This window comes from Hansschlegelia quercus (assembly GCF_004310425.1).
Taxonomy (GTDB): domain Bacteria; phylum Pseudomonadota; class Alphaproteobacteria; order Rhizobiales; family Methylopilaceae; genus Methylopila; species Methylopila quercus.
This window is the reverse complement of record NZ_SIUB01000005.1, coordinates 200,501-224,454: the sequence shown is the minus strand read 5'-3', so window position 1 is coordinate 224,454 and position 23,954 is coordinate 200,501. Positions and strand designations below refer to the sequence as shown.

Below are 23,954 nucleotides of genomic sequence, written 5' to 3'. Positions count from 1 at the left end.
AACTTACTTCCCCGTCACCAATCCCTGGCGCTTCTCGAACTCGCCGTCGATGCGGCGGGCGAGGGCTTCGTAGTTCTCGTCGTAATGGTGGCCGCCGGGGAGCTCCATGCGGGCCTGCGGCGCGATCGAATCGGTCGAGCAGGCGACGTCGTTGTCGGAATCCTCGAGCTCCTCCTTGCCGTAGACGCAGACCACCTTGTCCATCGGCAGCTGGCTTGCGGGCTTGAGGACGTCGTGCTCGCCCGATCCGACGCCGAGCCAGCCGGAAACGCTGACTTCGAAATCGGCCGTCTTGGACAGGCCGAGCAGGGCCATCAGCTGAACCTGCGAGCGCACCTGGCGGGAGATGTGCCCCCAAGCGAAGGGGATCACGTCGGCGCCGAAGGAGTAACCCGCGAGCAGCAGGCGCTTCGTCTTCCACTGCGTCCCATAGCGGGCGACGATCGCCTCGAGGTCGTCGCCGAGCTCACGCGGGCTCTTCTCGTTCCAGAAGTAGCGCAGCGTGTCGATGCCGACGACGCCGTAGCCCTCCTGCTGCATGTAGCCTGCGACCGTCTTGTCGAGATCCCGCCAGCCGCCATCGCCGGCGTAGAAGACGACCAGTCCCTTTGGGGTGTCGGTCTTGGGCTCGTAGGTGACGAGCGGCAGCGCGTTCACCGCGTCCGCGTCACCGCCGCCGATGTCGAAGGCCGCGTCGCGCGCAGGCGCGGCGAGATCGGCGCCGGCCGGCTGCTCGACAACGTCGGCGTCGAGCTTGTCAGCGAAGTCCTTAATCGTCTGGGGCGCGGCGCCGGCGGTCATGATCCGCCACTCGCCCTGCAGCGGCTCCGGCGGGTCGTCGCCGAGCACGAGGTCGCCGCCGTCCTGCCGGGTCGATTTCGGGCCGTCGCAGAGCGGCTTGGGATAAGCGAGGCGGCCGGTGAAGGGGGCCGAGACCGCGCCGGAAAACATGTTGGCGGGCGCTTGGGCCAGCATGGCGTAAGCGAGGTCGCCGCCGGCCCCGACGCCGAGCAGGACGGGCAAGCGGTAGGTCTTGAGATCGAACGTCTTGCCGGCGAGCCGGGCGAAATCCTCGATGTCGCCGGAGAAGAACACGCAGTCCTGGTCCGGGGTTGCGATCGAAGCGGCGATGTAGCGCTTCATGTCGATCTCGATGACCATGGCGCCTTCGTTGGCGAGCGCGGCGGCCTCGGCGTCACGGGTAGGCGTCCAGCCGTCGGCGTCGGAGATCAGCGCGACGATCGCCTTCGGCTCGCCCTGGGGCGCGATCACCGGCACGTCCTTGATCGCCTCGTTGGAGACGATCGTGCGCCGAAAGTCCTGCGCGGCCGTCGCTGGGCCCGCCAAGGCCGCGATAGCGAGGACAAGGGCCGCGAGCCGCTTCACGCCGCCGACCCCGCGAGCGTGGGCGCTTCCGGCGCGGGGATTGCGGCGCCTGCGCGCTTCGGCGCCCCGCCGATCAGGACGGTGATGTCGATCAGGATCTGCGGCAGCACCCAGCCTCCGGGACAAGCGAGATAGCGCGGCTCCCAGCTCGGCTGGAACTTGGATTTGTAGGTCCGCAGACCCTCGAAATTGTAGAAGTTGTCGCCGTAGCGGAACAGGAAGGCGCCGATCCGGTTCCATGTCGGCCCGAGCGGATGGTCGGCGAGGCCGGAAAGCGGCGCCATGCCGAGATTGAACCAACGGTAGCCTTCGCCCTTGGCCTTCAGCATCAGCCTCACGAACAGCGCGTCCATCACGCCCTTCGGCGCGTCGGGGGCGTAGCGCATCAGGTCGACCGTCGCCTCTTCCTTGTCAGCGCCGTACCACATGTTGGCGAAGCCGACGATGCGGCCGGCGTGGCGGACCACCGCCATGTCGAAATGGCGGAGATAGGCCTCCGACCAGAAACCGAGCGAAAAGCCCTTTTCGCCATTCTTCTTGTTCGCCATCCAGGCGTCCGAGACGGCCTTAAGCTGAGGGTAGAGCGCCACGGCGTCGGCCGCCGGCACGATGTCGACCTCGATACTCTCCTTGGTCGCCTTGCGATCGACGTAACGCCACTCGTAGCCGGCCTTGCCCTCGAGCGTGAAGGCCGTCAGGTCGACGCGCGCCTCCTCGCCGAGCTTCAGCAGCGACAGGCCGAGGTCGAGATAGGTCGGAAGCCGGGCGACGCTCGCCTGGTAGAACACCGGCCAGCCGCCATGCTGGTCGGCCATCTCCCGGAAAGCCCAGAGCAGTTCGGAGGTGCGTTCCGGCGCCCCCACCGGGTCGCCCATCGCGACCCAGCTGCGACCCTGAACCTGGTACATGATGAAGGCGTCGCCCGCTTCCGCGAACAGGAAGCGCTTGTCGCCGAGGAAGGCGAGATTGGAATCCGCCCGTCGCGAGGTCGCGACCACGGCCTCCAGCCGCCCCGCGGCTTCCGGCGCCTGCGCCTGCGGCCGTTTGTGGCGGTGGAGAAGCGCGTGCAGCCCGATCGCGAGGGCCGCGACGCAGGCCGCGAGGCTCGCCCGCAGGAAGCGCGGGGCGTCGCTGCGATAGGCGAAGTTCCACCAGAGATCACTGGAGTAGTCGACGTCCTGATAGGCGAAGAACCCGAGCCAGATCGAGCCTGCGAGCACGATCGCGACCGCCGCCAGCCAGGCGGGCGCCAGATCCTGGTCCCACAGCGAGGCGCGGCGGTAGAAAGCGCGCCGGTTCACCGTCAGCAGCGCCAGCACCACGCCGAGCACCGCGGCCTCCTCGAAATCGACGCCCTTGGCGAGCGAGAAGATCAGCCCCGCCGTGAGCAGGATTTGCGCGACGCGGTAGGCGCTATCGAGCCGCCGCATCAAACCATGGGCCACCACGAGCAGCACCACGCCGACGACGCTCGCCAGCAGATGCGAAGCCTCGACGAAAGGCAGCGGAACGACGTGGCGGAGCACGCGCAGCCGATCCGTCTCCGCCGGCAGGGCCCCGGAAAACAGCAACACGATGCCGCCGGCGAACACGGCGGACGACAGCACGATCGGCGCGACCGGCCGCATGATGGCGGCGAGCAGCACGCCGAGGCGGCTGAAGCGCCCCTTCCGCCGCGCGAGTTCCGAGCCTCCGAGCAAGGCGAGCGCGAGGGTGAACGGGATCAGGTAATAGACCACCCGCCAGAGCAGCAGGCTCGCGAGCACCGCATCCGGCTCCAGGTCGGGCAGCGCGAGCAGCACTGTCGCCTCGATCACGCCCGCGCCGCCCGGCGCGTGGCTGAGCATCCCGAGCGTCATGGCGACGACGAACAGCGCCGCAAAGGTCGGGAAAGCGATGACCGCGTCCGCCGGCAGCAGGATCCAGAGCGCAAAGGCTGCGCCCAGCATGTCGACGAGCCCGATCACGATCTGCGCCGCGGTCGACTTCACGCCGGGAAGCGCGAGCCGGTAGCCCTCGACCGTGACCGCGCGTTCGCGGCGGCCGATCCAGACGACATAACCGATCAGCGCCGCGATGATCGCGAAGCCGATGGCCATGTTCACTTCGGGCGGCAGCCCGTCGAGCCGGGAGACGTCGGGCGCTTCCGTGACGAGGCCGAGCGCCAGCGTGAAGAAGATGCCGAGCCACAGCGTCAGCGCTGAGATTGCGGTGACGGCCGCGACCTCCGCCGCGCCGAGGCCGGCGCCGGCGTAGATCCGGTAGCGCACCGCGCCGGCGACCACGAGCTGGAAGCCGATCGTGTAGGAGAGCGCGTAGCCCGTGAACGAGGCGAGCGCCGCCGTCGGGTAGCCGATCTCGCGGCGCTTGATGTGGACGATACCGAACCAGTCATAGCCGGTGAGCGCGACATAGCTCGCGGCGGTGGCGGTGAGCGCGATCCCGAGCGTCCGCCAGGGCGTCTCGGCGACGGCGGCCCGCACGTCCGCGATGTCGACCTCCTGCACCAGCTTGTGCAGCACGAACAGCACCGCGCCGAACAGAGCGAGCGAGCAGAGCGCGCCGATCGTGCGCCACGGCGCTCTCGCGGCGAAAGCGCGGAGGCGCGGGAAAGTCACCTCCGGATGTCCGTCGGCGACGCAATCCGGCGCCAGCGGTGGCGCGACCGTCTGGTCCGGCGTTTCGGCGTCTCGCGCCCTGTCGGTCGTTGAGGACATTTCAGCCGTAAAAGGAAGCCGAGGAGAGAGCCGCCGGCGCGTGGCGCCAGGCGCGCGGAGATGAATGGACGATCGCGGCGGACATAGGGCGGTTCTTAACCGAAGTGAGGTAGCAAGGCGTTGCGCGCCGCATCGTCGCGGCGGATGCGATCACGTTTCCGGGGCAGCGTCATGACGCTTGCGACACTTCCTGTCGAGACCGCGGCGCCGCCTCGCGCCCGAGAAAACGCGTCGCCTCTGGTCGTGGACCTCGACGGGGCGCTGGCGCGATCGGATCTCGTGGCCGAGGCTGCGCTCGCTTATCTCCGGAGCAGTCCGCTCCATCTCTTCACGCTGCTGTTCTGGCTCGTGACCGGGGGCCGCGAGGGGTTGCGCCGCAAGCTGGCCGCGCGCGTCGAAATCGATGGCGCGCATTTGCCATTGAACGCGGAGCTGGTCGCCCTGCTCGAGCGCGAACGCGCCGGAGGCCGCGCGGTCTATCTCGCGACCTCGGCCGACGCTCCGTTCGCAGCGGGGGTCGCCGGCAGGCTCGGTTTCGTCGACGGCGTGATCGCGAGCGATGGAGCCTCGGACTTCACGGCCGAGCGACGCGCACGAGCTCTCAGCCAACGCTTCCCAGAGGGCTTCGCCTATGCCGGGTCGGGCCGCGCCGATCTCGCCGTCTGGCGCGCGGCGTCCGAAAGCGTCGTCGTCGGCGCGTCGTCTTCGGTCCGGAAGGCGTCGGAAGCGATCCGCCCGGCGGCGACCGTCGTTGCCCGCAAGCGCGTATCGTTCCGCGCCGTGCTGAAAGCCGCACGCGTGCATCAATGGGCGAAGAACGGCCTGGTTTTCGTGCCGATGGTGCTCGGCGGCCGCGCGTTCGATCCTTCGGCGTGGGCGGTCGTCGGCGCCGGCTTCCTCTGCCTCGGCGTGCTCGCCTCCGCCACCTATCTGCTGAACGACCTCTGGGACATCGAAGACGATCGCCGCCACTGGTCGAAGCGCGAGCGCGCATTCGCGAGCGGGCGGCTGCCGATCACGGCCGGCCTTGTGGCGGCCCCGCTCGGAATCTCGATCGCGCTCGGCGGCGCCGCGTTGATCGGTCCGGCGGCGTTCGCGAGTCTCGTCTGCTATCTCGTCATCACGCTCGCTTATTCCTTCCGGCTGAAGAAGGTCGCGGTGCTCGACGTGTTCACGCTCGCGAGCCTGTTCACGCTGCGCCTCGTGATCGGCATCGCGCTCGCGCAGGTCATGGCGTCGCCCTGGCTGCTGGTGTTCTCGATGTTCGTGTTCAGCTCGCTGTCCTTCGCCAAGCGGCACACCGAGATGGTGCGCGTGGCGCGTTCCGGCGGGAACAAGGCGGCCGGCCGCGGCTATGTCGCGGCGGACGCTCCGTTCCTGATCGGCATGGGCGTCGCGACGGGCATGTCGGCCGTGCTCGTCATGGTGCTCTACCTCATCAACGAGGCGTTCCGCGCCGGCTTCTACGCCACGCCGGGCTTCCTCTGGACCTTTCCTTGCGTGCTGTTCCTGTGGCTCGGCCGGGTGTGGGTGCTGTCGGGCCGCGACGAGCTGAACGACGATCCCGTGGCCTTCGCCGTCAAGGACGGACCGAGCATCCTGCTCGGCCTGGTGATGGCGCTGGCCTTCGCCGCCGCGGTGACGCCGGCGCGATACGCACTCTGGTGAGCGGCCCCGGGACCACGGCCGACCGGCCCTCGCGCTTCTCAGGCCCCGAAGCCAAGCGCATCGGCCGCTTCCTGCTCGCGGGCGGCTTCGCGGCGCTGGTGAACTGGGGCGCGCGCTTCCCGCTGAACGCGGTGATGCCCTTCGGCGCCTCGGTCGTCGCGGCCTACGCGATCGGCATGGTGGTCGGCTTCTTCCTCTATCGCTTCTTCGTGTTCGAGGCGCATGAGGGTCGGGCCTCCGACCAGCTCTGGAAGTTCATCCTGGTGAACATCGTCGGCGCGGCGGAGGTCTGGGCGCTTGCGCTGTTCTTTGTCCACGTGGCGGCGCCCGCCATCGGCTGGACGCTCTGGGTCGAGCCGCTCGCCCACGCCGCGGCGATCGGCATCGGCGCCGCGACGAGCTATGTCGGGCACAGGCTGCTGACCTTCCGTGGGATCGGCTAGGCCGCGACAAGGGGCCGCGAGCGCTTTCTTTCGGGGCGCCCGGAGGTTATAGGCGCCGGTCCCAAGGCGCTTCCTCGACTGATGACCGCACGCTCCGCTGGCATGTCCTACCGTCCTGAGATCGACGGCCTGCGCGCCGTCGCCGTGCTTGCCGTCGTCCTCTATCACGCCTGTGGCCTGCTGCCCGGCGGCTTCGCGGGCGTCGACGTCTTCTTCGTGATCTCCGGCTACGTCATCACGCGCGCTCTGGCGGCGGATCTCGCAAACGGGCGGTTCAGCCTCGCCGAGTTCTACGTGCGGCGCGTGAGGCGCATCGCGCCTGCGCTGTTCGTCACGATCGCGGCCACGGCGGCGGCCTCCGCGCTGATCCTTCTGCCGAGCGATCTTGGACGGATGGGCGAGAGCGCGATCGGCGCGGCGCTGGCCTTCTCCAACGTCGTGTTCGCGAACAGAAGCGGATATTTCGACGTCGCCGCCCAGGCCAAGCCGCTGCTCCATACCTGGTCGCTCGGCGTCGAGGAGCAGTTCTACCTCATCTACCCTCTGCTGCTCGCGATCGTCTGGAAGAAGGCGAGGGGCGCCACCGTCGGTTTGATCGCATCGCTCGCCGTCGCGTCGCTGATAGCGTCGCTCTGGATGCTGCCGAAGGACCATGCCTCGGCCTTCTTCCTTACTCCCTTCCGGTTCTGGGAGCTGGCGCTCGGTGGGCTCGTTGCGCTGAGGCCCGTGCCGCGTCTTCAGAACCAGGCGGCCGCCTGGCTCGGCCTGGCGCTGATCGCCGCAGCGTTTCTCGTGCTTGAGGCCGGTCCCAAATTCCCTGGGATGGGCGCGCTGCTGCCCACGCTCGGCGCGGCTCTCGTCATCAACGGAGCCGGCGGCCAATCCGCCGCGGCGCGCCTTCTCAGCGCGCGTCCCGCGGTGTTCGTCGGCAAGATTTCCTATTCGCTCTATCTCGCGCACTGGCCGCTGATCGTCCTGACCGAATACCGGCAAGGCAGTTCGCTGAGCTGGGTTCAGGCCGCGCTCATCATCGCGATCTCGATCCTCATCGCCTGGATTTCATGGTGCACCATCGAGCAGCCGTTCCGCCGCGCCTCCTGGGAGCGTCGGCGTCACGTGCTCTTCGGGGCCGCCGCCGCCGGCGCCGTGGCGTGCTGCGCGGTAGGCGCGGCGTTCGTCGGAACTAACGGCCTTCCGCAGCGCCTGCCGGCGCGCGTGAAAGAGGTCTACGCGGCCATTGACGATCAGGACAAAGGTCGCGCGGACTGCCTGATCCAGCGCGGGGCGACGGAGGACCTCCGCGTGGAGCAGGTCCGCTCCGGGCAGGTCTGCAAGGTCGGAGCGGAGGCCGGCCCGCCGCGCTTCATCGTCTGGGGCGACTCTCATGCCGAGGCGATGGCGCCGGCGTTCGACGTCGCCGGTCGGCGAGCCGGGCTGGCGGGATTGAGCGTGACAGGCGCGTCCTGCGCGCCCCTGCTCGGCTACGATACGCCGAGCGCTGGAGACATCACGAGAGCCCTGTGCCGCGAAGTCGCCAAGGCCACGATCGAGCTGATCGGCTCGAAGCGGATCGAACTGGCCTTTCTGGTGGGCCGCTGGCCGCGCTGCGCGCTTGGCACCCAGTTTGGCGACGAGGGCATGTTCTTTGATCCCGCGAGGATCGCGCCGCCCATTCCCGGGGAAGACGCCAAATGCGCCGCCGCGCTCGACGCTACGCTCGCCGAACTCAAGCGGCTCGGCGTCAAGCCGGTCATTGTCCTCGGCGTGCCGGAGCCCGGCTACTACGTGCCGTACGCCGCTGCGAAAGCGTTGCTGGCGGGCCGCCCATTGGATCTTTCGACGCCGAGGGCTCTCGTGGACAGCAGGCATGCGCGGGCAAAGGAGATCGTCCTCGCCGCGGCTGCGAAATACGGCGCCGCGGTGATCGACCCGAAACCGTATTTTTGCGACGCCGACCGATGCCGAACCCAAGACGGCGACCGGCCTCTCTTCCGCGATGAGGACCACATCACCGCGACGGTCGCACGCGCGTTGAGCCCGTTGTTCGAGCCGACCTTGCGCGCGCTGGGCGCATCCGGGACGGCGGCGGCTCGCTGACCGTCAGACGACGCCCTTGCTCACCGCCGCCACCGCGAAGGCCGCGACGTTCAAGCCGACGGCGTAGATCGTGAGCAGCTTGAAGATCTTCAGCCGCTCCGCGACCTTTTCGGGATCGCCGGTGAAGGCCCCGGTCAGCAGGATCACGTAGAGCACCGGCAGCCAGTCGAGCGCGTAGCGCTGCACGTTCTGCTGCGAGAAGCCGTTCGAGTGGTAGAACAGGGTGATGCCGCCCACGATCGCGATCACGATCGCGCCGACGAGCAGCTTGGCGTCGACCTTCGCGTAGATGGCGTAGAAGACGAACGGGCTCGCCGCCAGGATCGAGGTTCCCAGCCCGTCCATGCCGTGGATCTCGGTCATGTACTTGCCGGCGAACTCGATATGGAAGCCCTGCAGGAACATGTAGGCCACGTTCGACAGGAAATAGTCCTTATTGAACAGGCCTTTGTCGAGCACGCGCCAAGTGATGAAGTTGCGATCGTCGGCCGCCGGGTAGGCCGCGATATAGGCGTAGCCGGTGTCGAGCGGGGCGCCGAAACGAACCCAGTTGTAGAGGCAATAGACGCCGATCGCGGCGAGGATCGGCGCGCCGAGCTTCACGGCGTCGAGGATCGTCCGTCGATCGAACGCGATCAGCGGCGCGCCTTTTGGGCGCGACAGCACGAACAGGAACGGGGCGAGGAACAGCGCCATCTGCCGCGACAGGAAGGCGAGGCCGATCAGCACGCCGGCCAGCAGCAACCGCCGGTCGAGGGCCGCCACGAACGCGACGCTGACCAGAGCGAGACCCACGGCTTGCGCGAAGAACCAGACATTGTCGCCGCGCAGCGTCACGAAGATCGCGGGAGCGCCGAACATGAAGGCGGCGGTCGCCCAGATCTGCGCCTCGCGCCCGAGGCCGAGCCGGCCCGCGATCGTCCACCACGACCAGCCGGTGATCAGCGCGAGAACCGTGGTGATCGCGATGAAGCCATGAGCGCCCGGTCCCATCAGCGCGACGATCGGCGCCGCGACCAGCGCCGGGACAGGCGGGAAGATCACGAAGATCCGGCCATCAGGCAGGCGGGCGCAATCGCTGTCGAAGCAGGTCGGGCTGTCGAATCGGCCGTGGAGGAAGGCGTCGGCGAGCAGCGCGTAGCTGTTGACCCCGCCGGTCTCCGTCACGAGCCTCATCAGCAGCGCCGCGACGAGCGCGCCGCAAAGGCCGAGACCGGCGAGCGCGACCACGCTCCAGCGGTCGAAGGCAAGGCCGAAGACGCGGCCGCGGGCAGCTTCGATCACGCTCATTCTTCAAGGGCTCCCCGGCGCGCGCGAAAAGTGCGCGAGCGCGGCATCATTCGCGCCAAAGCCTTGGGAAAGGGCTAACGCGGAGAAGGATCGGCCAAGGCGAATTTCGCCGCAATCCCGCCACCTTTCGGTCGAGAAGCGGTATCACCGTCCTCCCCAAGGACGCATCAGCGCCACATCGGCATTGGGGGAGAAGCAGCCATGGCGGTCGTAACCGTCACCGACGAAGCCGTGAACGGCCTGTCGGTCGAGCAATTCATCGATCCCGACGCCGCGCTCGATTCAACGAGCGCGACCGCGGTCCGCCTTTCAAGTGACGACGGCTACGACCTTGTCCTACGCGGAACGGGCTTCGCCTTCGACTCGGACGACGCTCCGACCGCAGGCGTGATCACCGGGGTCTTTCTCTACAATCCTTCGGGCGAAATTGTCGGCCAGATCGATGGGATCTCGACTTCGCTCGAGACCTATTACGACGAGGTCGCCGTCGGAAACCACGTCCACAGCTGGGTGTCGGATCTTCTCGCCGGCGCCGATACGCTGTCGGGCGGGGCGGCCGATGACGACCTTGCCGGCTATGCCGGGAACGATCGGCTCTACGGCTATGGCGGCGACGACCGGCTCGACGGCGGGGCCGGCAATGACCGGGTTTATGGCGGCGCCGGCGCCGACCTGATCTACGGCTGGACCGGCGACGACAAGCTTTACGGAGAGAGCGGGAACGATCGTCTCTATGGCGAGAGCGGCAATGACGGCATCTCCGCCGGTTCGGGCAATGACGTCGTCGAGGGCGGAGCGGGGAACGATTCCATCAATGGCGGCTCCGGCGCGGATAGGCTCGGGGGCGGCGACGGCGCCGACCGCATCGTCGGCGGCACGGGTCGCGATGTAATCTATGGCGACGCCGGAAACGACCGGCTTGCGGGCCAGTCGGGCGCCGACACGATCGATGGCGGCTCTGGCGACGACAGGATTTCCGGTGGCGCAGGCAGCGATCGGCTGACCGGCGGGTCCGGCGCTGACGTATTCGTCTTCGCTTCGGCCGCGGAGGGCGGCGACCGCATCACCGATTTCCGCCACGGGACTGATCATCTGGAGTTCGCGGCCGCGGGGTTCGCTGGCCTCACCACGAATTTCTCGCTGGTCGTGAACGACGATCCGCATGCGACCGCCGCCACCGGCTCGTTCCTCTTCGACACTAGCTCCCACCGGCTCTATTATGACGCCGACGGCTCGGGCGCGGGCGGAGAGGCCTTCATCGCCGTGCTCGATCACGTGTCGACTTTGTCGAAGGGCGATTTTCTGATCGTCTGAGGGCGCGGCTTGAGCGCCGCCCGGAGAGCGCGCGCGCATGCGGTCTGTTCTTCTCGCAGGACTGTTGGCCGCCGCCGTTTCGTCGGTTCCGGTCGCAGCCGAAGAGCCTGCGCCCCAGCCTGCAGTCGCGGAGGCCGCGCCGGCCCCCGCGCCCGCGCCCGCGCCTGATTCAGCGCCCACGGCCGACGAGCAGGCGCTCCGCACGATGGTGCGCAACGCCGCGGTGGCGGAGAATCTGCCGCCGGAGATTGCGGAGGCGGTCGCGGACGTCGAGAGCGGCTTCAATCCGCGGGCGGTCGGCGGCGTCGGCGAGATCGGACTGATGCAGGTGCTGCCCTCGACCGCGCGCATGCTCGGCTTTTCCGAGCCGCTTCCCAAACTCTTCGAACCCGAGACGAATGTCCGGTACGGCGTGCGCTACCTCGCCTCAGCCTGGCGCAAGACGGGCGCCGACATCTGCGCGACGGTGATGAAGTATCGCGCCGGTCATGGCGAGACGCGCTACTCGCAGCGCTCGGTCGCTTACTGCGTCCGTGTGCGGCAACTGCTTGCGGAGCGCGGCTTCAAGGTGACCGGAACGGTGCCGGTCGCGACCTTCGGCGCTCCGGCGGCCTCCGGCGTCTTCCGCGGGGCGCGTCGGCTCTCCAACGGCCGGGTGCGGATGGCCTTCAACTGGCGCACGGTCGATCTCCGCCGCAAGGCTCTCGACAAAGCGGGCGGAGCGGGCCTGCGGATCGCCGAATAGCATTTTCGTTAGTCTTCGGACGACTAAAGCCACGATGCTGCGTGATTTAGCTCTGGACGCCGCCGGGTCGAACCGGCATGTGCTCAGCCTTCCACGAATTCTCCGATCAAAGGTCTGGTAAGTGCCGTCTGGCGTTAGTGACGCATCCGCTGAGATCACGCCGGAAACCGGCCGCGTCGAGCGTAGTGAAATCACCCTGCTCATCCTGGGCTTCGCGGCCCTTGTCGCGGTCGGCGCGGCTTCGGTCTGGTTGGTGGACCGGGCGGCCGACTTCAACCTTCAGGCGGCGCGGACGCTGGAGACTGGTCGCCAGACCATGCAGGCCCTCGCCGTCGCCAAGGACGCCGAAACGGGCCAGCGCGGCTTCCTGCTGACCGACGACGAGAAATATCTTCTCCCCTACAACCGCGCGCTCGGCGAAGTGGACGGCGTGCTCAAGAAGCTCGGGGAGCTGCTGCCCCCGGAGGGGGAGCAGCGTACGGATTACGAAGCGCTGAAGACCGCGGTCACCGAAAAGCTCGCCGAACTGAAGCAGACGGTCGAGCTGCAGAGGGCGGGCCGAAAAGCTGAAGCCCTTGCGGTCGTCGAAACGGACCGCGGCCGACTGGCGATGCGCGACATCCGCAACGTCGCGATCAGGATGGAGGAGCGGGAGAACAAGGCCTTCGCCGACCGTTCGTCCTCCGCAGCCACGGCGTCGAATTCGCTGCTCTTCGTCGTCGTCTTGGGCCTCCTCATCGCCGCCGTGCTGGCGTTCTTCGCGCAGGTCATCGTTCGGCGTCAGACGCGCACCCTCTCGGCCGCCCAGAAGCAGCTCGAAAGCGCCAATACCGGCCTCGAGGCGGCGGTCGTGGAGCGCACCGGCGATCTCATCCGCGCGAACGAAGAGATCCAGCGCTTCGCCTATATCGTCAGCCACGACCTCAGAGCGCCGCTCGTCAACGTGATGGGCTTCACGAGCGAACTCGACGCCTCACGCGCCGTCCTCAAGGACCAGTTCGACGCTTTCAAGAAGCGCGATCCCGGGCTCGTGACGGAGGATGCGCGGCTCGCGGTGGAGGAAGACCTGCCGGAGGCGATCGGTTTCATCCGCACCTCGACCGCGAAGATGGACCGCCTCATCAACGCCATCCTCAAGCTGTCCCGCGAGGGGCGGCGGGTCGTCACGCCGGAGAGCGTATCGATAAAGGACCTCGCCGAAGGCATCGCCCGCACCGTGCACCAGCAGGCGCTCGCCGCCGACGCCGAGATCGTGGTGGAGCCAGAGACGCCGCCGCTCGTGACCGACAGGCTGGCGATCGAGCAGGTTTTTCAAAACCTGATAGAAAATGCCGTGAAGTATCTGGATCGCTCGCGTCCCGGCCGCGTCGTCGTGCGGGGTAAGCGGAGGGGCGCCATGGTGGACTATTTCATCGAGGACAATGGCCGCGGCATCGACGCCAAGGACCATGAGCGCGTTTTCGAGCTGTTCCGCCGCGCCGGCGCCCAGGATCAGCCCGGCGACGGCCTCGGCCTCGCCTTCGTGCGCGCAAGCGTCCGCAGGCTCGGCGGCACGATTTCCTTGACCTCCGAGCCCGGACGGGGCTCCACATTCCTGCTCACCTTCCCGGCCGCATATCGGCCGCAAGCTGAAAGCGCAGCGTCATGAGTCCCAGCCGATCGCAACGTCCCGTCGTCATCTGCATGATCGAGGACGACGAGGGCCACGCCCGCCTGATCGAGAAGAATGTGCGGCGCGCCGGCGTAAACAATGAGATCCGCCATTTCACCGACGGCACCTCGGCGCTCGCTTATCTGACGTCCGAGGAGGTCGCCGGCAACGGACCGATGCTGATCCTGCTCGACCTCAATCTGCCGGACATGACCGGCATCGACATCCTGACGATCCTGAAGAACGATGAGCGGCTGAAGCGCGCGCCGGTCGTCGTGCTGACGACGACGGATGACAAGGTCGAGATTCAGCGCTGCTACGACCTCGGCTGCAACGTCTACATCACCAAGCCCGTCGACTACGATACCTTCGCGACGGCCATCCGCCAGCTCGGCCTGTTCCTGTCGGTGATGCAGGTTCCTGACGCATGATCCAGCCGCCCTCCGGGACGCTCGGAAAAGTCCTCTACATCGAGGATGACGAGGGCTTGCGCCGTCTCGTCTCGCGCGATCTCGAAAGGGCGGGCTACGAAGTCGCGGTGGTCGCCACCTGCGCGGAAGGCCTGAAGCTGCTTAGCGAACAGCGTTTCGACGTGGTGGCGCTCGACCATTTCCTTGCAGGCGAGACCGGGCTCGACCTGCTGCCCGCGCTGAAGTCGCTGCCGCAGGCGCCGCCGGTGATCTACGTCACCGGGACCGATGACGGGCGCGTCGCGATCGCGGCGCTGAAGGCCGGCGCGAGCGACTACGTCATCAAGGATGTCGCGGGCGAGTTCCTGGCGCTGCTGCGCGCCGCCATCGCTCAGGCGATCAACCAGGGCGAGATGCGGCGGCTGAAGGAGGCCGCAGAGCGCGCCGTCGTCGAGTCGCGGGATCGCGCAGAAACGCTGCTGCGCGAGGTGAACCATCGGGTCGGCAATTCACTGCAGCTGGTCTCCGCCTTCGTGCACCTGCAATCCTCGACGCTGCCGGACGGGCCGGCCCGCGAGATGATGCGGGAGACCGAGGCTCGCATCCTGGCGATCGCCCAGATCCACCGCCGGCTCTACACGTCGCAGGACGTCCGCTCGGTCGACATGGACGAGTATCTGACCGGTCTCGCCGAGGAGCTCGAAGGCTCGCTCCGCACGAGCGACCGGCCCTATACGATCTCGCTCATCGTCGAGCCGATGAAGGTCGCGACGGACCGGGCGGTGTCGCTCGGCGTGATCGTGACGGAGCTCGTCACCAACGCCTTCAAATACGCCTACGGCCCAGGCGAGTCCGGGGAGGTGCGCGTGCGCCTTGCGCGCGACGGCTCGACCATCTCGCTCAGCGTCGAGGATGACGGCGTCGGCATGAGCGAGGACGCGGCGCCCCGCGGCACCGGGCTCGGCCAGAAGATCGTCCGCACGATGGCGGCGAGCATCCAGTCGCGGATCGAGCGCGACGCCGGCCATTCCGGCACGCGGATCGTGCTGGCGTTTCCGGCCTGATCCCACTCTCTTAGGCTGGCACGGCCTCGCGTTCGCGCGTCGCCGCGAGCATCCGGCGGATTTCCGGCAGGCAGGAGCCGCAGTTCGTGCCGGCCTTCGTCGCCGCGCCGACGGCGGTCGCATCCGCGCACCCGCCGAGGATCGCGCCTTCGATGACGCCCTTCGGCACGCCGTGGCAGGCGCAGACCAGCGGCCCGGTTTCAGCGCCGTCGCTTGCGCGGCCGGCGAGCATCAGCGAGCGAATCTGGCCTGTCGTGAGCGGCTCGCCGAGCTTAGCGCGGAGGTAAGTCCAGGCGCTCTCCTGACGCTGAGGTCCGACGAACAGCGCCGCCTGCAGCGCGCCGTCCCGGAAGATCGCGGCGCGGTACGTCCCGCGGGCAGGGTCGACGAGATCGACGATCTCGTCGGTCGGCTCGAGGCCGGGGATCAGCCCTTCGAGCGAAGGCGGCGCGTCTCCCGCGAAGATCAGACCAAACCCCTTGGGCGCCGCAGCCTTGGCCCACCAGAAATTATCGGGCGTCGCGCCGAACCCCTCTTGCGACAGGGCGAAGCCCTGGATTGCGTAATCGACCGGCGAGACTGCCGCAGGCGTCGCTTTCGCGTCGGGCTGGCCAGAGAAGGGATCGACGAAGCCGTGGACCAGCGCGCCGACGCGGCCGTGGCTCGCCGTTTCACCGTTCCAGTGGATCGGCGCGAACAGAGTTCCCGGCCGGGCGGCGGGATCGACGCGGACGCGCAGGATCGCCGCGCCATGCTCCGTCGAAACCCGCGCGAAGCCGCCGTCGACGATCCCATCGCGCGTTGCGTCTTCCGGAGAGATCTCCAGGAAGGGCTCGGCGATGTGGCTCGCGAGGCGTGGGCTCAGGCCCGTGCGCGTCATCGTGTGCCACTGGTCGCGGATGCGGCCGGTGTTGAGCCGGTAGGGGTAGGGCGCCGTGGGTTCGGCGGCGTGCGCAAGCGGCGCGACTGCGACGAAGCGGGCGCGACGGTCGGGAGTGTAGAAGTCGCCCTCAGCGAAGAACCGGCTTTCCGCCCGACCCACGCCCTTCCGAGCCGGCCACTGGACGGGCTCGAGCAGGTCGTAATCGCGCGTGTCGAGGTCCGCCAGCGCGCCGATGTCGAAGTCGCGGGCGCCATCATTCTCGAAGGCGGAAAGGGCCGCGTGCTCTCGGAAGATCTCGCCGGGGCTGCGCCAGGCGAAGGCTTCGCCGAAGCCGAGGCGTGCGGCGACGCCGGCGATCGCCTGCCAGTCCGGCCGCACCTCGCCCGGCAGCGCAAGGAAGGCGCGTTGCCGCGAGATGCGGCGTTCCGAGTTGGTGATCGTCCCATCCTTTTCGCCCCAGGCCGCCGCCGGCAGCCGGATGGTCGCGCCCGCGCCCAGCGTGTCGTTCGAGGCGACGTTCTCGGAGACGACGAAGCAGTCGAGCTTGGCCAGGGCGCGGCGAGCCGCGTCCGCTCTGGGCAGCGAAACAGCCGGGTTGGTCCCGATCACCCACAGCGCCTTGATCTCGCCGCGCTCGATCGCGTCGAACATGTCGACGGCCTTCAGCCCGTCCGCCTTCGCCATGGCGGCGGCGTTCCAGAACCGGCCGACGCGGTCGACCGCCTCCGGCTCGAACCCCATATGAGCGGCGAGCTGGTTCGCGAGCCCGCCGACCTCGCGGCCGCCCATGGCGTTGGGCTGGCCGGTGAGCGAGAACGGCCCCATGCCTTCGCGCCCGATGCGGCCGGTCGCGAGGTGGACGTTGATGATGGCGTTGACCTTGTCGGTCCCCTGCGAGGATTGGTTCACGCCCTGGCTATAGAGGGTGACGACGCGCTCCGTGGTCTCGTAGAGCGCGAAGAAAGCCTCGACGTCAGCCAGCGCGAGGCCGCAGGCCGTCGCCGTCGCCGCCGCGTCCGGTGCGATCTCTTTCGCGCGCGCGAGCGCTGCGTCGAAGCCCTCGGTGAAGTCCGCGACGAAGCCGGCGCGCATGGCGCCGCGTTCCGCAAGGCGGACGAGGAGGCCGCAGAACAGGGCCGTATCGGTTCCCGCCTTCAGAGGAAGATGGAGATCAGACTCCTCCGCGGTCGAAGTGCGGCGCGGGTCGATCGTGACGATCTTGGAGCCGCGCGCGACCTTCGCCGCCAGCATGCGCTGGTAGAGCACGGGGTGGCACCACGCGGCGTTGGAGCCGACGAGGACGAGGACGTCCGCGGTCTCAAGGTCGCGATAGGTTCCGGGCACGGTGTCGGCGCCGAAGGCCCGCTTGTGGCCCGCGACCGAGGACGACATGCAGAGCCGGGAGTTGGTGTCGACATTGGCCGAGCCGAGGAAGCCCTTGAACAGCTTGTTCGCGGCGTAATAGTCCTCGGTCAGCAACTGGCCCGACAGATAGATCGCGACCGCGCCCGGCCCGTGCTCGGCGATCGTCCGGCGAAAACCCTCCCCGACCGCGTCGAGCGCCTCGTCCCAGGTCGCGCGGCGGCCATCGATCTCCGGATGAAGCAGGCGCGCTGAGAGCGACAGCGTCTCGCCGAGAGCGGAGCCCTTCGAGCACAGCCGCCCGAAGTTCGACGGATGCTTGGGGTCGCCCGCGATCGTCGCGCCGCCCAAGCCATCGGGCTTCGCCAGCACGCCGCAGCCGACACCGCAATAAGGGCAGGTCGTGCGTGTCGCGGGCGCCTCTGCGGCGTGCGCGTTCACGGGCGGGCGCCGGGCGTCATCCCGCCCATCAATAGACGTCCGCCTGATAGCGGCCGGCCTTCTTCAGCTCGGCCAGATAGGCCTTCGCCTCCGCGCCCTTGCCGCCATGTTCGGCGACGATGTCGGCAAGCGCCTTCTCGACGTCGGCCGCCATGCGCTTGGCGTCGCCGCAGACGTAGAAATGCGCGCCCCTCTCGAGCCAGCTCCAGAGCTCCGCGCCGGCCTCGCGCATGCGGTCCTGCACGTAGATCTTCTGGGCCCCGTCGCGCGACCAGGCGAGCGACAGCTTCGTCAGCGCGCCGGCCTGCTGCAGCTCAGTGATCTCGTCGCGATAGAAGAAGTCGGTCGCCTCGCGCTGGTGGCCAAAGAACAGCCAGGCGCCGCCGGTCGCAGACATCGCTCTCCGCTCGCGCAGGAAGGAGCGGAACGGCGCGATGCCGGTGCCGGGACCCACCATGATGATCGGGACGGCGCCGTCCTTCGGCAGCGCGAAGCCGTGCGCCTTCTGGACGTAGACCTTGAGCTTGGAGCCGGGCTCGACGCGGTCCGACAAATAGGTCGAGGCGAGGCCGAGCCGGGTGCGGTCGGCGACGCGGTAGCGCACGCAGTCGACGGTGAGGCTGACCTTGCCCGGATCGGCGGAAAGCGCCGAGGAGATCGAATAAAGCCGCGGCTGCATCGGCTCGAGCGCGCCGAGGACCTCAGCCACCGGCGGCTTGGCCTCGGGAAACTTCTCGAGCGCCGCCAGCACGTCGAGCGTTGCGAGATCGCCGTCCGGATCTTCGCCCTCTGAAAGGCGCGCGAGCTTGGTCTTGTCGTCGGCGTCGTCAACGTAAACCGCAAGCAGCTCGAACAGCGCGTCGGGGGCGGCGCCGAGCGCGACCTTCTCGGAAAGCCAGGCCGAGAGGGCGTGCGTCTCGCCGGCATGCGTCACCTGCTCGTCGAGGCTCGCGTCGAGCCGCGCCGCGACGGCCGCGCAGAGCTCGGGCGCGTTGCTCGCGAACAGGCCGAAGGAATCGCCCGGCTCGTAGGTCAGGCCGCACTCGGTGAGGTCGATCTCGATGTGGTTTGTCTCCTTGTCGGACCCGTCGCCGTTGAGGCGCCGCTTCGACAGGAAGGTCGCTTCGACCGGGCTCTCGCGCGAGCGGCCGGGCTCGTTCACCAGCGCTGCGACCGGGGCGGGCGCGTCGACCGCAGGAGCTGCGGAAGCGCCGCCGTCGAGCTCGACGGCGAGCTTCTTCAGCATGCGCTGCGTTTCCTTGCCGCCGGGAACGCAGAGGTTGAGCTTGGTCTCCTCGCCGGCCGCGAGCGCTTGCGAATAGCTCTCGCAGAGATAGCCGCATTGGCCGCAATCCTGCTGAGCCATGGCCGCGAACATGCGGCGCTTGAGCGGGCGGCCTTCCGCGAGCTGCATCCGCTCGTCGATCGCCATCGACGCGTCGTGCCACGGCGCGCCGTCATCCTCCTCGGCTTCCGGCGCGGCCTGCTCTCCGGGCAGAGGCGAACCGAGCAGCGCGGTGGCGGCCTCGCGCGACAGCGACTGCACGCCGCCGTCCATCGACAGCAGACCGGCGAAGAAGCCGTTCAGCCAGGAGCGCTGCTCGGGGCTGAACGGAGCGTTTTCCGGGACAAGCGGCGGGAGGACCTGGCTCTGGGCTGTCATGCTCAGGCTCCCTCGAGTTCGAAGATCGTCTTGAGCTCAGCGATCTCGTGGCGACGGGCAAAGCCCGCGAAGGTCTCGTCGCCCTCGCGCCTGGCGAGGTAGCCGCGCAGCATCTTCTCGACGATCGCCGGGCAGTCCTCGCCCTTGACGTTCTGGATCAGCTCGCGGCCGATCGAGGCGTCGGGACCGAACCCGCCGCCGACATGAAGGTTGAAGCCGTCGACCGTGTCGTCGTCCTCGACGGGCACGCGCGCGCCGATCAGGCCGATGTCGCCGATGTAATGCTGGGCGCAGGAATTGTGGCAGCCGGTGACGTGGATGTTGATCGCGGTGTCGATCGTCAGGCCGATTTCGTCGATGTGGGTCCCGATCTTGTCGGCGAAGCCCTTGGTGTCGGCGGCGGAGAACTTGCAGCCCTTGTTGCCGGTGCAGGCGACGAGGCCGGCCCGCACGTTCGAGACCTTGGTGGTGAGGCCGATGTCGGCGATCGCCTGCTCGACGGTTGCGACGTCCTCGGTCTTGACCCCCGAGATCAGCAGGTTCTGCCAGACGGTGAGCCGGATATCGCCGTCGCCGTAACGCTCGGAGATGTCGGCGAGCTTGCGCATCTGCTCGCAGCTCATCAGTCCGAGCGTGAGGCCGACGCCGACCCAGTTCAGCCCATCCTGCTTCTGGGGATGGACGCCGACATGCGTCATCCGTCCGCTCTCGGGCCGCGGCGCGACATGGTCGCCGGAAAGCCGTACGAGCTTGACGCCCATCTCGGCTTCGACGGCCTGCAGGAACTTCTCGAATCCCCAGTCGTCGAGCACGTATTTGAGCCGCGATTTGGTGCGGTCCGTGCGGTTGCCGCTGCGGATGTAGACGCGGATGATCGCGTCGGCGACCTTGATCGCCTGGTCGAGCGGGACCACCACGCCGGTGTCGCGCGCGAAATCCTTGTGGCCGGTGATGCCGCCCAGCGCCAGGCGCCACCAGACGCCGGGCTCCACGCCGGCGCCGTCCTTCACCTGGATGGCTTGGAAGCCGATGTCGTTGGTGTCCTCCAGCGCCGCGATCGTGCCCGCGCCGTCGAACGCCACGTTGAACTTGCGCGGCAGGCCGTACAGCGTGCGGTCGTTGAGGATGTGGTGATGCCACTCCTTGGCGTAGGGCCTCGTATCCACGAGCTCCTGCGGATCGATGCCCGCGGTGGGCGTGCCCGTGATGTTGCGGATGTTGTCGGCGCCCGAGCCCTTTGAGGTCAGCCCCATATCGACGAGCCCCTCGATGTAGGGGATGCCGTTCGCGGCGCTGATCTCGCGCGCCTGCAGGTTGGCCCGCGTCGTGACGTGGGTGTAGCCGCCGGCATATTGTTCGGAGAGATCGGCGACGCCGCGAAACTGCCAGGCCTTCAGGATCCCATTGTGGATCCTGAGCCGGCACATATACGAATCCTGTGTCGGGCCGACATAGAACAGCCCGTGGAAGCGGATGCGGAAGTCATCCAGCTGCTTGGCGAACTTGTCCTCTTTGGCGAGCCCCTTGAAGCGCGCATATGCGTCGAACGGGTGCTCGTCGCGTTTGGCCTTCTCCTGCGGGGAGAGCTTCTTGCCGTCCTTCTCGAACCGCGCCATCGCCTCGAGGTGGATGGCGTCAGGGCCGGCCGGGACGGGCTCGGCCTGCGGCGCGTTCGTCGCCGGCTGGCCTTGGAACGGCACGACGCCGCCAAAGCCGGCCACGCCGCGCGAGCCGCGGATCGCCTGCACGCCGGAGACGAAGCCTTCGAGGTAGCGCTTCTGGTCGGGGGAGAAATCTTCGCTCATCAGCTCAGGTTCCCTCTCAGGCCGCGACCGCGAAGCCGCGCCCGAAGGCGAGGTCGTCGCGCATAGGCCCGAGCGCCGCGCCGCTCGCGATGAGGTCGAGGTACCAAAGGGCGTCAGACGCCTCGCCGACGAGGATCGCGCCCTTCAGCCGGTCGTCGCGGACGATCAGCTTGCGGTAATGGCCGTGGCCGGGGTCGGACAGGACGATCGTCTCGTCGCCGTCTTCTGCCTCGATCGCGCCTGCGGAGAACACCGAGACGCCGGAAACCTTGAGGTTGGTGGAGAGCAGGCTGCCGGGATAAGCCGCCGTCTCGTCGCCGGCGAGAAAGGCGGCGAGCGTCTTCGCCTGCTCGTAGGCCGGCGCGACGAGGCCGTAGACCGCCCCGCGGTGCTCGGCGCATTCGCCGAGCGCGAAGACGTCGGGGTCCGACGAGCGCATGGCGTCATCGACGACGATCGCGCGGTTGACCGCGATCCCCGCGGCTTTGGCGAGCGTCGCGTTCGGCCGGACGCCGACCGCCATGACGACCATGTCGGCCGGCAGCGTCTCGCCGGAGGCGAGATCGAGCCCTTCGACCCGCGTCTCGCCGGCGATCCGGACGCTGGAGGCCGAGAGCGCAAAGCGGACGCCCTTGGCCTCGAGAGCGCGCCGCAGCGTGGCGGCGCCTTTGCTGTCGAGCTGGCGATCCATCAGCCGGTCGGCGAGATGCACGACGGTCGTCTCGCAGCCGAGCTTGACTAGGCCATAGGCGGCCTCGAGCCCGAGCAGCCCTCCGCCGATCACGACCGCGCGTCGGCCCGGTCCCGCGAGTTCGCGGAGCCGCATGGCGTCGAGCCGGTCGCGGAACACCAGCGCCTGCGGAAGATGCGCGCCGGGCAAAGACAGGCGGATCGCCTCCGAGCCGGTCGCGATGACCAGCCTGTCGTAAGGCACGAGCCGGCCGTCGCCCAGCCGGACGCGCTTCGCCTCGCGGTCGATCCCGGTCGCCGCCGCGCCGGTGAACAGGCGATAGCCGGACGCCCCGTACCAGGCGCGATCCTTTAGTCGGATGTCTTCATCCGCCGCCTCGCCGGCGAGCAGCGAGGATAGCAGCACGCGGTTATAGGCCGGCTCCGGCTCCGCGCCGCAGACGGTCACGGCGTAGCGTCCGGGGCAGGCGCTCTTCAGCTCCTCGAGGAGCCGGAGGGCCGCCATGCCGGCGCCGATCACGACGAGGCGGGTCTGTTCCATGAACGCGCCCTCAGGCCGCCTCGACGAAGCGATGACGTTCGTAGAGGAACTTGAGCACCGCGGCGCGCGCCGCGATGTAGGTGCGGTCGGAGACCAGCTCGAGCCGCTTGCGCGGGCGCTCCAGCGGCACGTCGAGAATCTCGCCGATGCGCGCCGAGGGGCCATTCGTCATCATGACGATGCGGTCCGAGAGCAGCACGGCCTCGTCGACGTCGTGCGTGATCATCAGCACGGTGTTGTTGAGCTCGGTCTGGATCTGCATGACCTGGTCCTGCAGATGCGTGCGCGTCAGCGCGTCGAGGGCGCCGAACGGCTCGTCGAGGAGCAGCACCTTGGGCTGCATGGCGAGCGCGCGGGCGATGCCGATGCGCTGCTTCATGCCGCCTGAGATCTCGGACGGGCGGCGGTCCTTGGCGTGAGCCATGTTGACCAGCTCGATCTGCCGCATGGTCCATTCGTGGCGCTCGGCGCGCGACTTGGTCCGCGCGAACACCTTGTCGACGGCGAGCGCGACGTTCTCGTAGGCCGTCAGCCACGGCAGGAGGCTGTGGTTCTGGAACACCACCGCGCGGTCCGGGCCCGGCTCGTCGACGACCTTGCCTTCGAGGAAGACCACGCCCTTCGTCGCCTGCGTGAGGCCGGCGACGATGTTGAGCAGTGTCGACTTCCCGCAGCCGGAATGGCCGATGATGGAGATGAACTCGCCTTGGGCGACCTCCATCGAGATGTCCTTGAGGACCTCGTTGGTCATCGCCCCGCGGGAGAAGCTCTTTTCCACGTGCTCGATCTTGAGGAACGGTTTGGTCATGTCGCTCACTCTCACGCGTTGGCCGTGCCGCGGGTGACCCCGACGGCGATGAGGGCGACGATGCGGTCGAGGACGAAGCCGACCGCGCCGACGTAGATGAGCGCGAGGATGATGTCGCTGATGCGCGACGAGTTCCACGCGTCCCAGATGAAGAAGCCGATGCCGACGCCGCCGATCAGCATCTCGGCCGCGACGATCGCGAGCCACGACAGGCCGATGCCGATGCGCAGGCCGGTGAAGATGTAAGGCGCGGCCGCCGGCAGCATGATCTTCGTGAAGTATTCGAATGGGTTCAGCCGCAGGACCTGCGCGACGTTCTTGTAGTCCTGCGGGATATTGCGGATGCCGACTGCGGTATTGATGATCACCGGCCAGATCGCTGTGATGAAGATCACGAAGATCGCCGAGGGCTCGCCGTCACGAAACGCGGCCAGCGACAGCGGCAGCCAGGCGAGCGGCGGGATGGTGCGCAGCACTTGGAAGACCGGGTCGAGGCCCCGCATTGCCCAGGTGGAGCCGCCGACCAGCGCGCCGAGCGCGATGCCCCCGACTGCGGCCAGCGTATAGCCGAGCGCGACGCGCTTCAGGCTGGCATAGAGCTGCCAGCCCAGGCCCTTGTCGTTGCCGCCGTTGTCGTAGAACGGGTTGACGATCAGCTCCCAGGTGTCGGCGATCACCTTCGAGGGCGCCGGCAGCGAGGCCGTCGGCGATCGGCAGAGCATCTCCCACAACAGCAGGAGCGCCGCGGTGGTCAGAAGCGGCGGGATGACGACCGCCGCGATCTCCATCAGCCGCGTCTTCGTGCGCGGGCCGAAGAACGGCTTCTTCGCGGGCGGCAAGGCGACGACCGTGGCGGAGGCCGGCGGCGTCGTCTTGAGCGGCGTGACATTGGACGCTGCTGCGGCTGTCTGGGTCATGAGCGTGCGTGCTCCGATGGGGTCCGTCGGGGCGCGGGCGACGCGTGACGGCGCCGCCC

At 68.4% G+C, this 23,954-nt stretch carries 17 protein-coding genes; 8 read left to right on the top strand and 9 right to left on the bottom strand.

The window, feature by feature from the left end:
* Nucleotides 1-3 precede the first annotated feature (3 nt).
* Together EYR15_RS11985 and mprF are read right to left on the bottom strand one after the other, a co-directional pair.
* A complete protein-coding gene (locus tag EYR15_RS11985; RefSeq protein WP_131003776.1) occupies nucleotides 4-1,386 on the bottom strand; it encodes an AcvB/VirJ family lysyl-phosphatidylglycerol hydrolase in 1,383 nt (460 codons plus the stop codon).
* The gene (gene mprF / locus EYR15_RS11980) at nucleotides 1,383-4,103 is read right to left on the bottom strand and encodes a bifunctional lysylphosphatidylglycerol flippase/synthetase MprF (RefSeq protein WP_131003775.1); all 2,721 of its coding nucleotides are present in this window, start codon (nucleotides 4,101-4,103) and stop codon (nucleotides 1,383-1,385) included. Before mprF ends, EYR15_RS11985 begins: the two co-directional genes overlap by 4 nt.
* A gap of 171 nt (nucleotides 4,104-4,274) precedes the next feature.
* On the opposite strand from mprF, the gene EYR15_RS11975 reads away from it, so the two are divergent.
* From EYR15_RS11975 to EYR15_RS11965, 3 genes are all read left to right on the top strand, one after another.
* Complete coding sequence (locus EYR15_RS11975) at nucleotides 4,275-5,771, top strand: UbiA family prenyltransferase (protein WP_131003774.1); 1,497 nt, start codon at nucleotides 4,275-4,277, stop codon at nucleotides 5,769-5,771.
* Nucleotides 5,768-6,214 carry a GtrA family protein gene (locus EYR15_RS11970; RefSeq protein WP_245498277.1) on the top strand — a complete coding sequence of 149 codons (447 nt, stop codon included), beginning with the start codon at nucleotides 5,768-5,770 and terminating at the stop codon, nucleotides 6,212-6,214. Before EYR15_RS11975 ends, EYR15_RS11970 begins: the two co-directional genes overlap by 4 nt.
* A gap of 81 nt (nucleotides 6,215-6,295) precedes the next feature.
* The gene (locus EYR15_RS11965; protein WP_131003773.1) at nucleotides 6,296-8,311 is read left to right on the top strand and encodes an acyltransferase family protein; all 2,016 of its coding nucleotides are present in this window, start codon (nucleotides 6,296-6,298) and stop codon (nucleotides 8,309-8,311) included.
* A gap of 3 nt (nucleotides 8,312-8,314) precedes the next feature.
* Here EYR15_RS11965 and EYR15_RS11960 read toward each other — a convergent pair whose 3' ends face one another.
* Entirely contained in the window at nucleotides 8,315-9,601 is a 1,287-nt protein-coding gene (locus tag EYR15_RS11960) for a glycosyltransferase family 87 protein (RefSeq protein WP_131003772.1), read from the bottom strand.
* Nucleotides 9,602-9,802: 201 nt separating this feature from the next.
* On the opposite strand from EYR15_RS11960, the gene EYR15_RS11955 reads away from it, so the two are divergent.
* From EYR15_RS11955 to EYR15_RS11935, 5 genes are all read left to right on the top strand, one after another.
* Nucleotides 9,803-10,915 (top strand): calcium-binding protein, encoded by a 1,113-nt coding sequence (locus EYR15_RS11955; RefSeq protein WP_131003771.1) that lies wholly within the window; start codon nucleotides 9,803-9,805, stop codon nucleotides 10,913-10,915.
* A 37-nt stretch (nucleotides 10,916-10,952) separates the two neighbouring features.
* A complete protein-coding gene (locus EYR15_RS11950; protein WP_131003770.1) occupies nucleotides 10,953-11,660 on the top strand; it encodes a lytic transglycosylase domain-containing protein in 708 nt (235 codons plus the stop codon).
* A 121-nt stretch (nucleotides 11,661-11,781) separates the two neighbouring features.
* The gene (locus EYR15_RS11945) at nucleotides 11,782-13,308 is read left to right on the top strand and encodes a sensor histidine kinase (RefSeq protein ID WP_245498276.1); all 1,527 of its coding nucleotides are present in this window, start codon (nucleotides 11,782-11,784) and stop codon (nucleotides 13,306-13,308) included.
* Nucleotides 13,305-13,742, top strand: a complete 438-nt coding sequence (locus tag EYR15_RS11940; protein ID WP_131003769.1) for a response regulator — start codon at nucleotides 13,305-13,307, stop codon at nucleotides 13,740-13,742. The genes EYR15_RS11945 and EYR15_RS11940 overlap by 4 nt, the downstream gene beginning before the upstream one ends.
* Nucleotides 13,739-14,785 (top strand): sensor histidine kinase, encoded by a 1,047-nt coding sequence (locus EYR15_RS11935; protein WP_131003768.1) that lies wholly within the window; start codon nucleotides 13,739-13,741, stop codon nucleotides 14,783-14,785. The genes EYR15_RS11940 and EYR15_RS11935 overlap by 4 nt, the downstream gene beginning before the upstream one ends.
* 10 nt (nucleotides 14,786-14,795) lie before the next feature.
* Here EYR15_RS11935 and EYR15_RS11930 read toward each other — a convergent pair whose 3' ends face one another.
* The 6 genes from EYR15_RS11930 to ntrB are packed head-to-tail and all read right to left on the bottom strand — an operon-like array spanning nucleotide 14,796 to nucleotide 23,895.
* Entirely contained in the window at nucleotides 14,796-17,471 is a 2,676-nt protein-coding gene (locus EYR15_RS11930) for a nitrate reductase (protein WP_131003767.1), read from the bottom strand.
* Between the two features lie 28 nt (nucleotides 17,472-17,499).
* Complete coding sequence (locus tag EYR15_RS11925; protein WP_131003766.1) at nucleotides 17,500-19,134, bottom strand: sulfite reductase subunit alpha; 1,635 nt, start codon at nucleotides 19,132-19,134, stop codon at nucleotides 17,500-17,502.
* 2 nt (nucleotides 19,135-19,136) lie between these two features.
* Nucleotides 19,137-20,939 carry a NirA family protein gene (locus EYR15_RS11920; protein WP_131003765.1) on the bottom strand — a complete coding sequence of 601 codons (1,803 nt, stop codon included), beginning with the start codon at nucleotides 20,937-20,939 and terminating at the stop codon, nucleotides 19,137-19,139.
* A gap of 16 nt (nucleotides 20,940-20,955) precedes the next feature.
* Entirely contained in the window at nucleotides 20,956-22,170 is a 1,215-nt protein-coding gene (locus EYR15_RS11915) for an NAD(P)/FAD-dependent oxidoreductase (protein WP_131003764.1), read from the bottom strand.
* Nucleotides 22,171-22,180: 10 nt separating this feature from the next.
* Complete coding sequence (locus tag EYR15_RS11910) at nucleotides 22,181-22,978, bottom strand: ABC transporter ATP-binding protein (protein ID WP_131003763.1); 798 nt, start codon at nucleotides 22,976-22,978, stop codon at nucleotides 22,181-22,183.
* 11 nt (nucleotides 22,979-22,989) lie between these two features.
* On the bottom strand, nucleotides 22,990-23,895 hold the full coding sequence (ntrB, locus tag EYR15_RS11905) for a nitrate ABC transporter permease (protein WP_131003762.1): 906 nt from the start codon (nucleotides 23,893-23,895) through the stop codon (nucleotides 22,990-22,992).
* Nucleotides 23,896-23,954 lie beyond the last annotated feature (59 nt).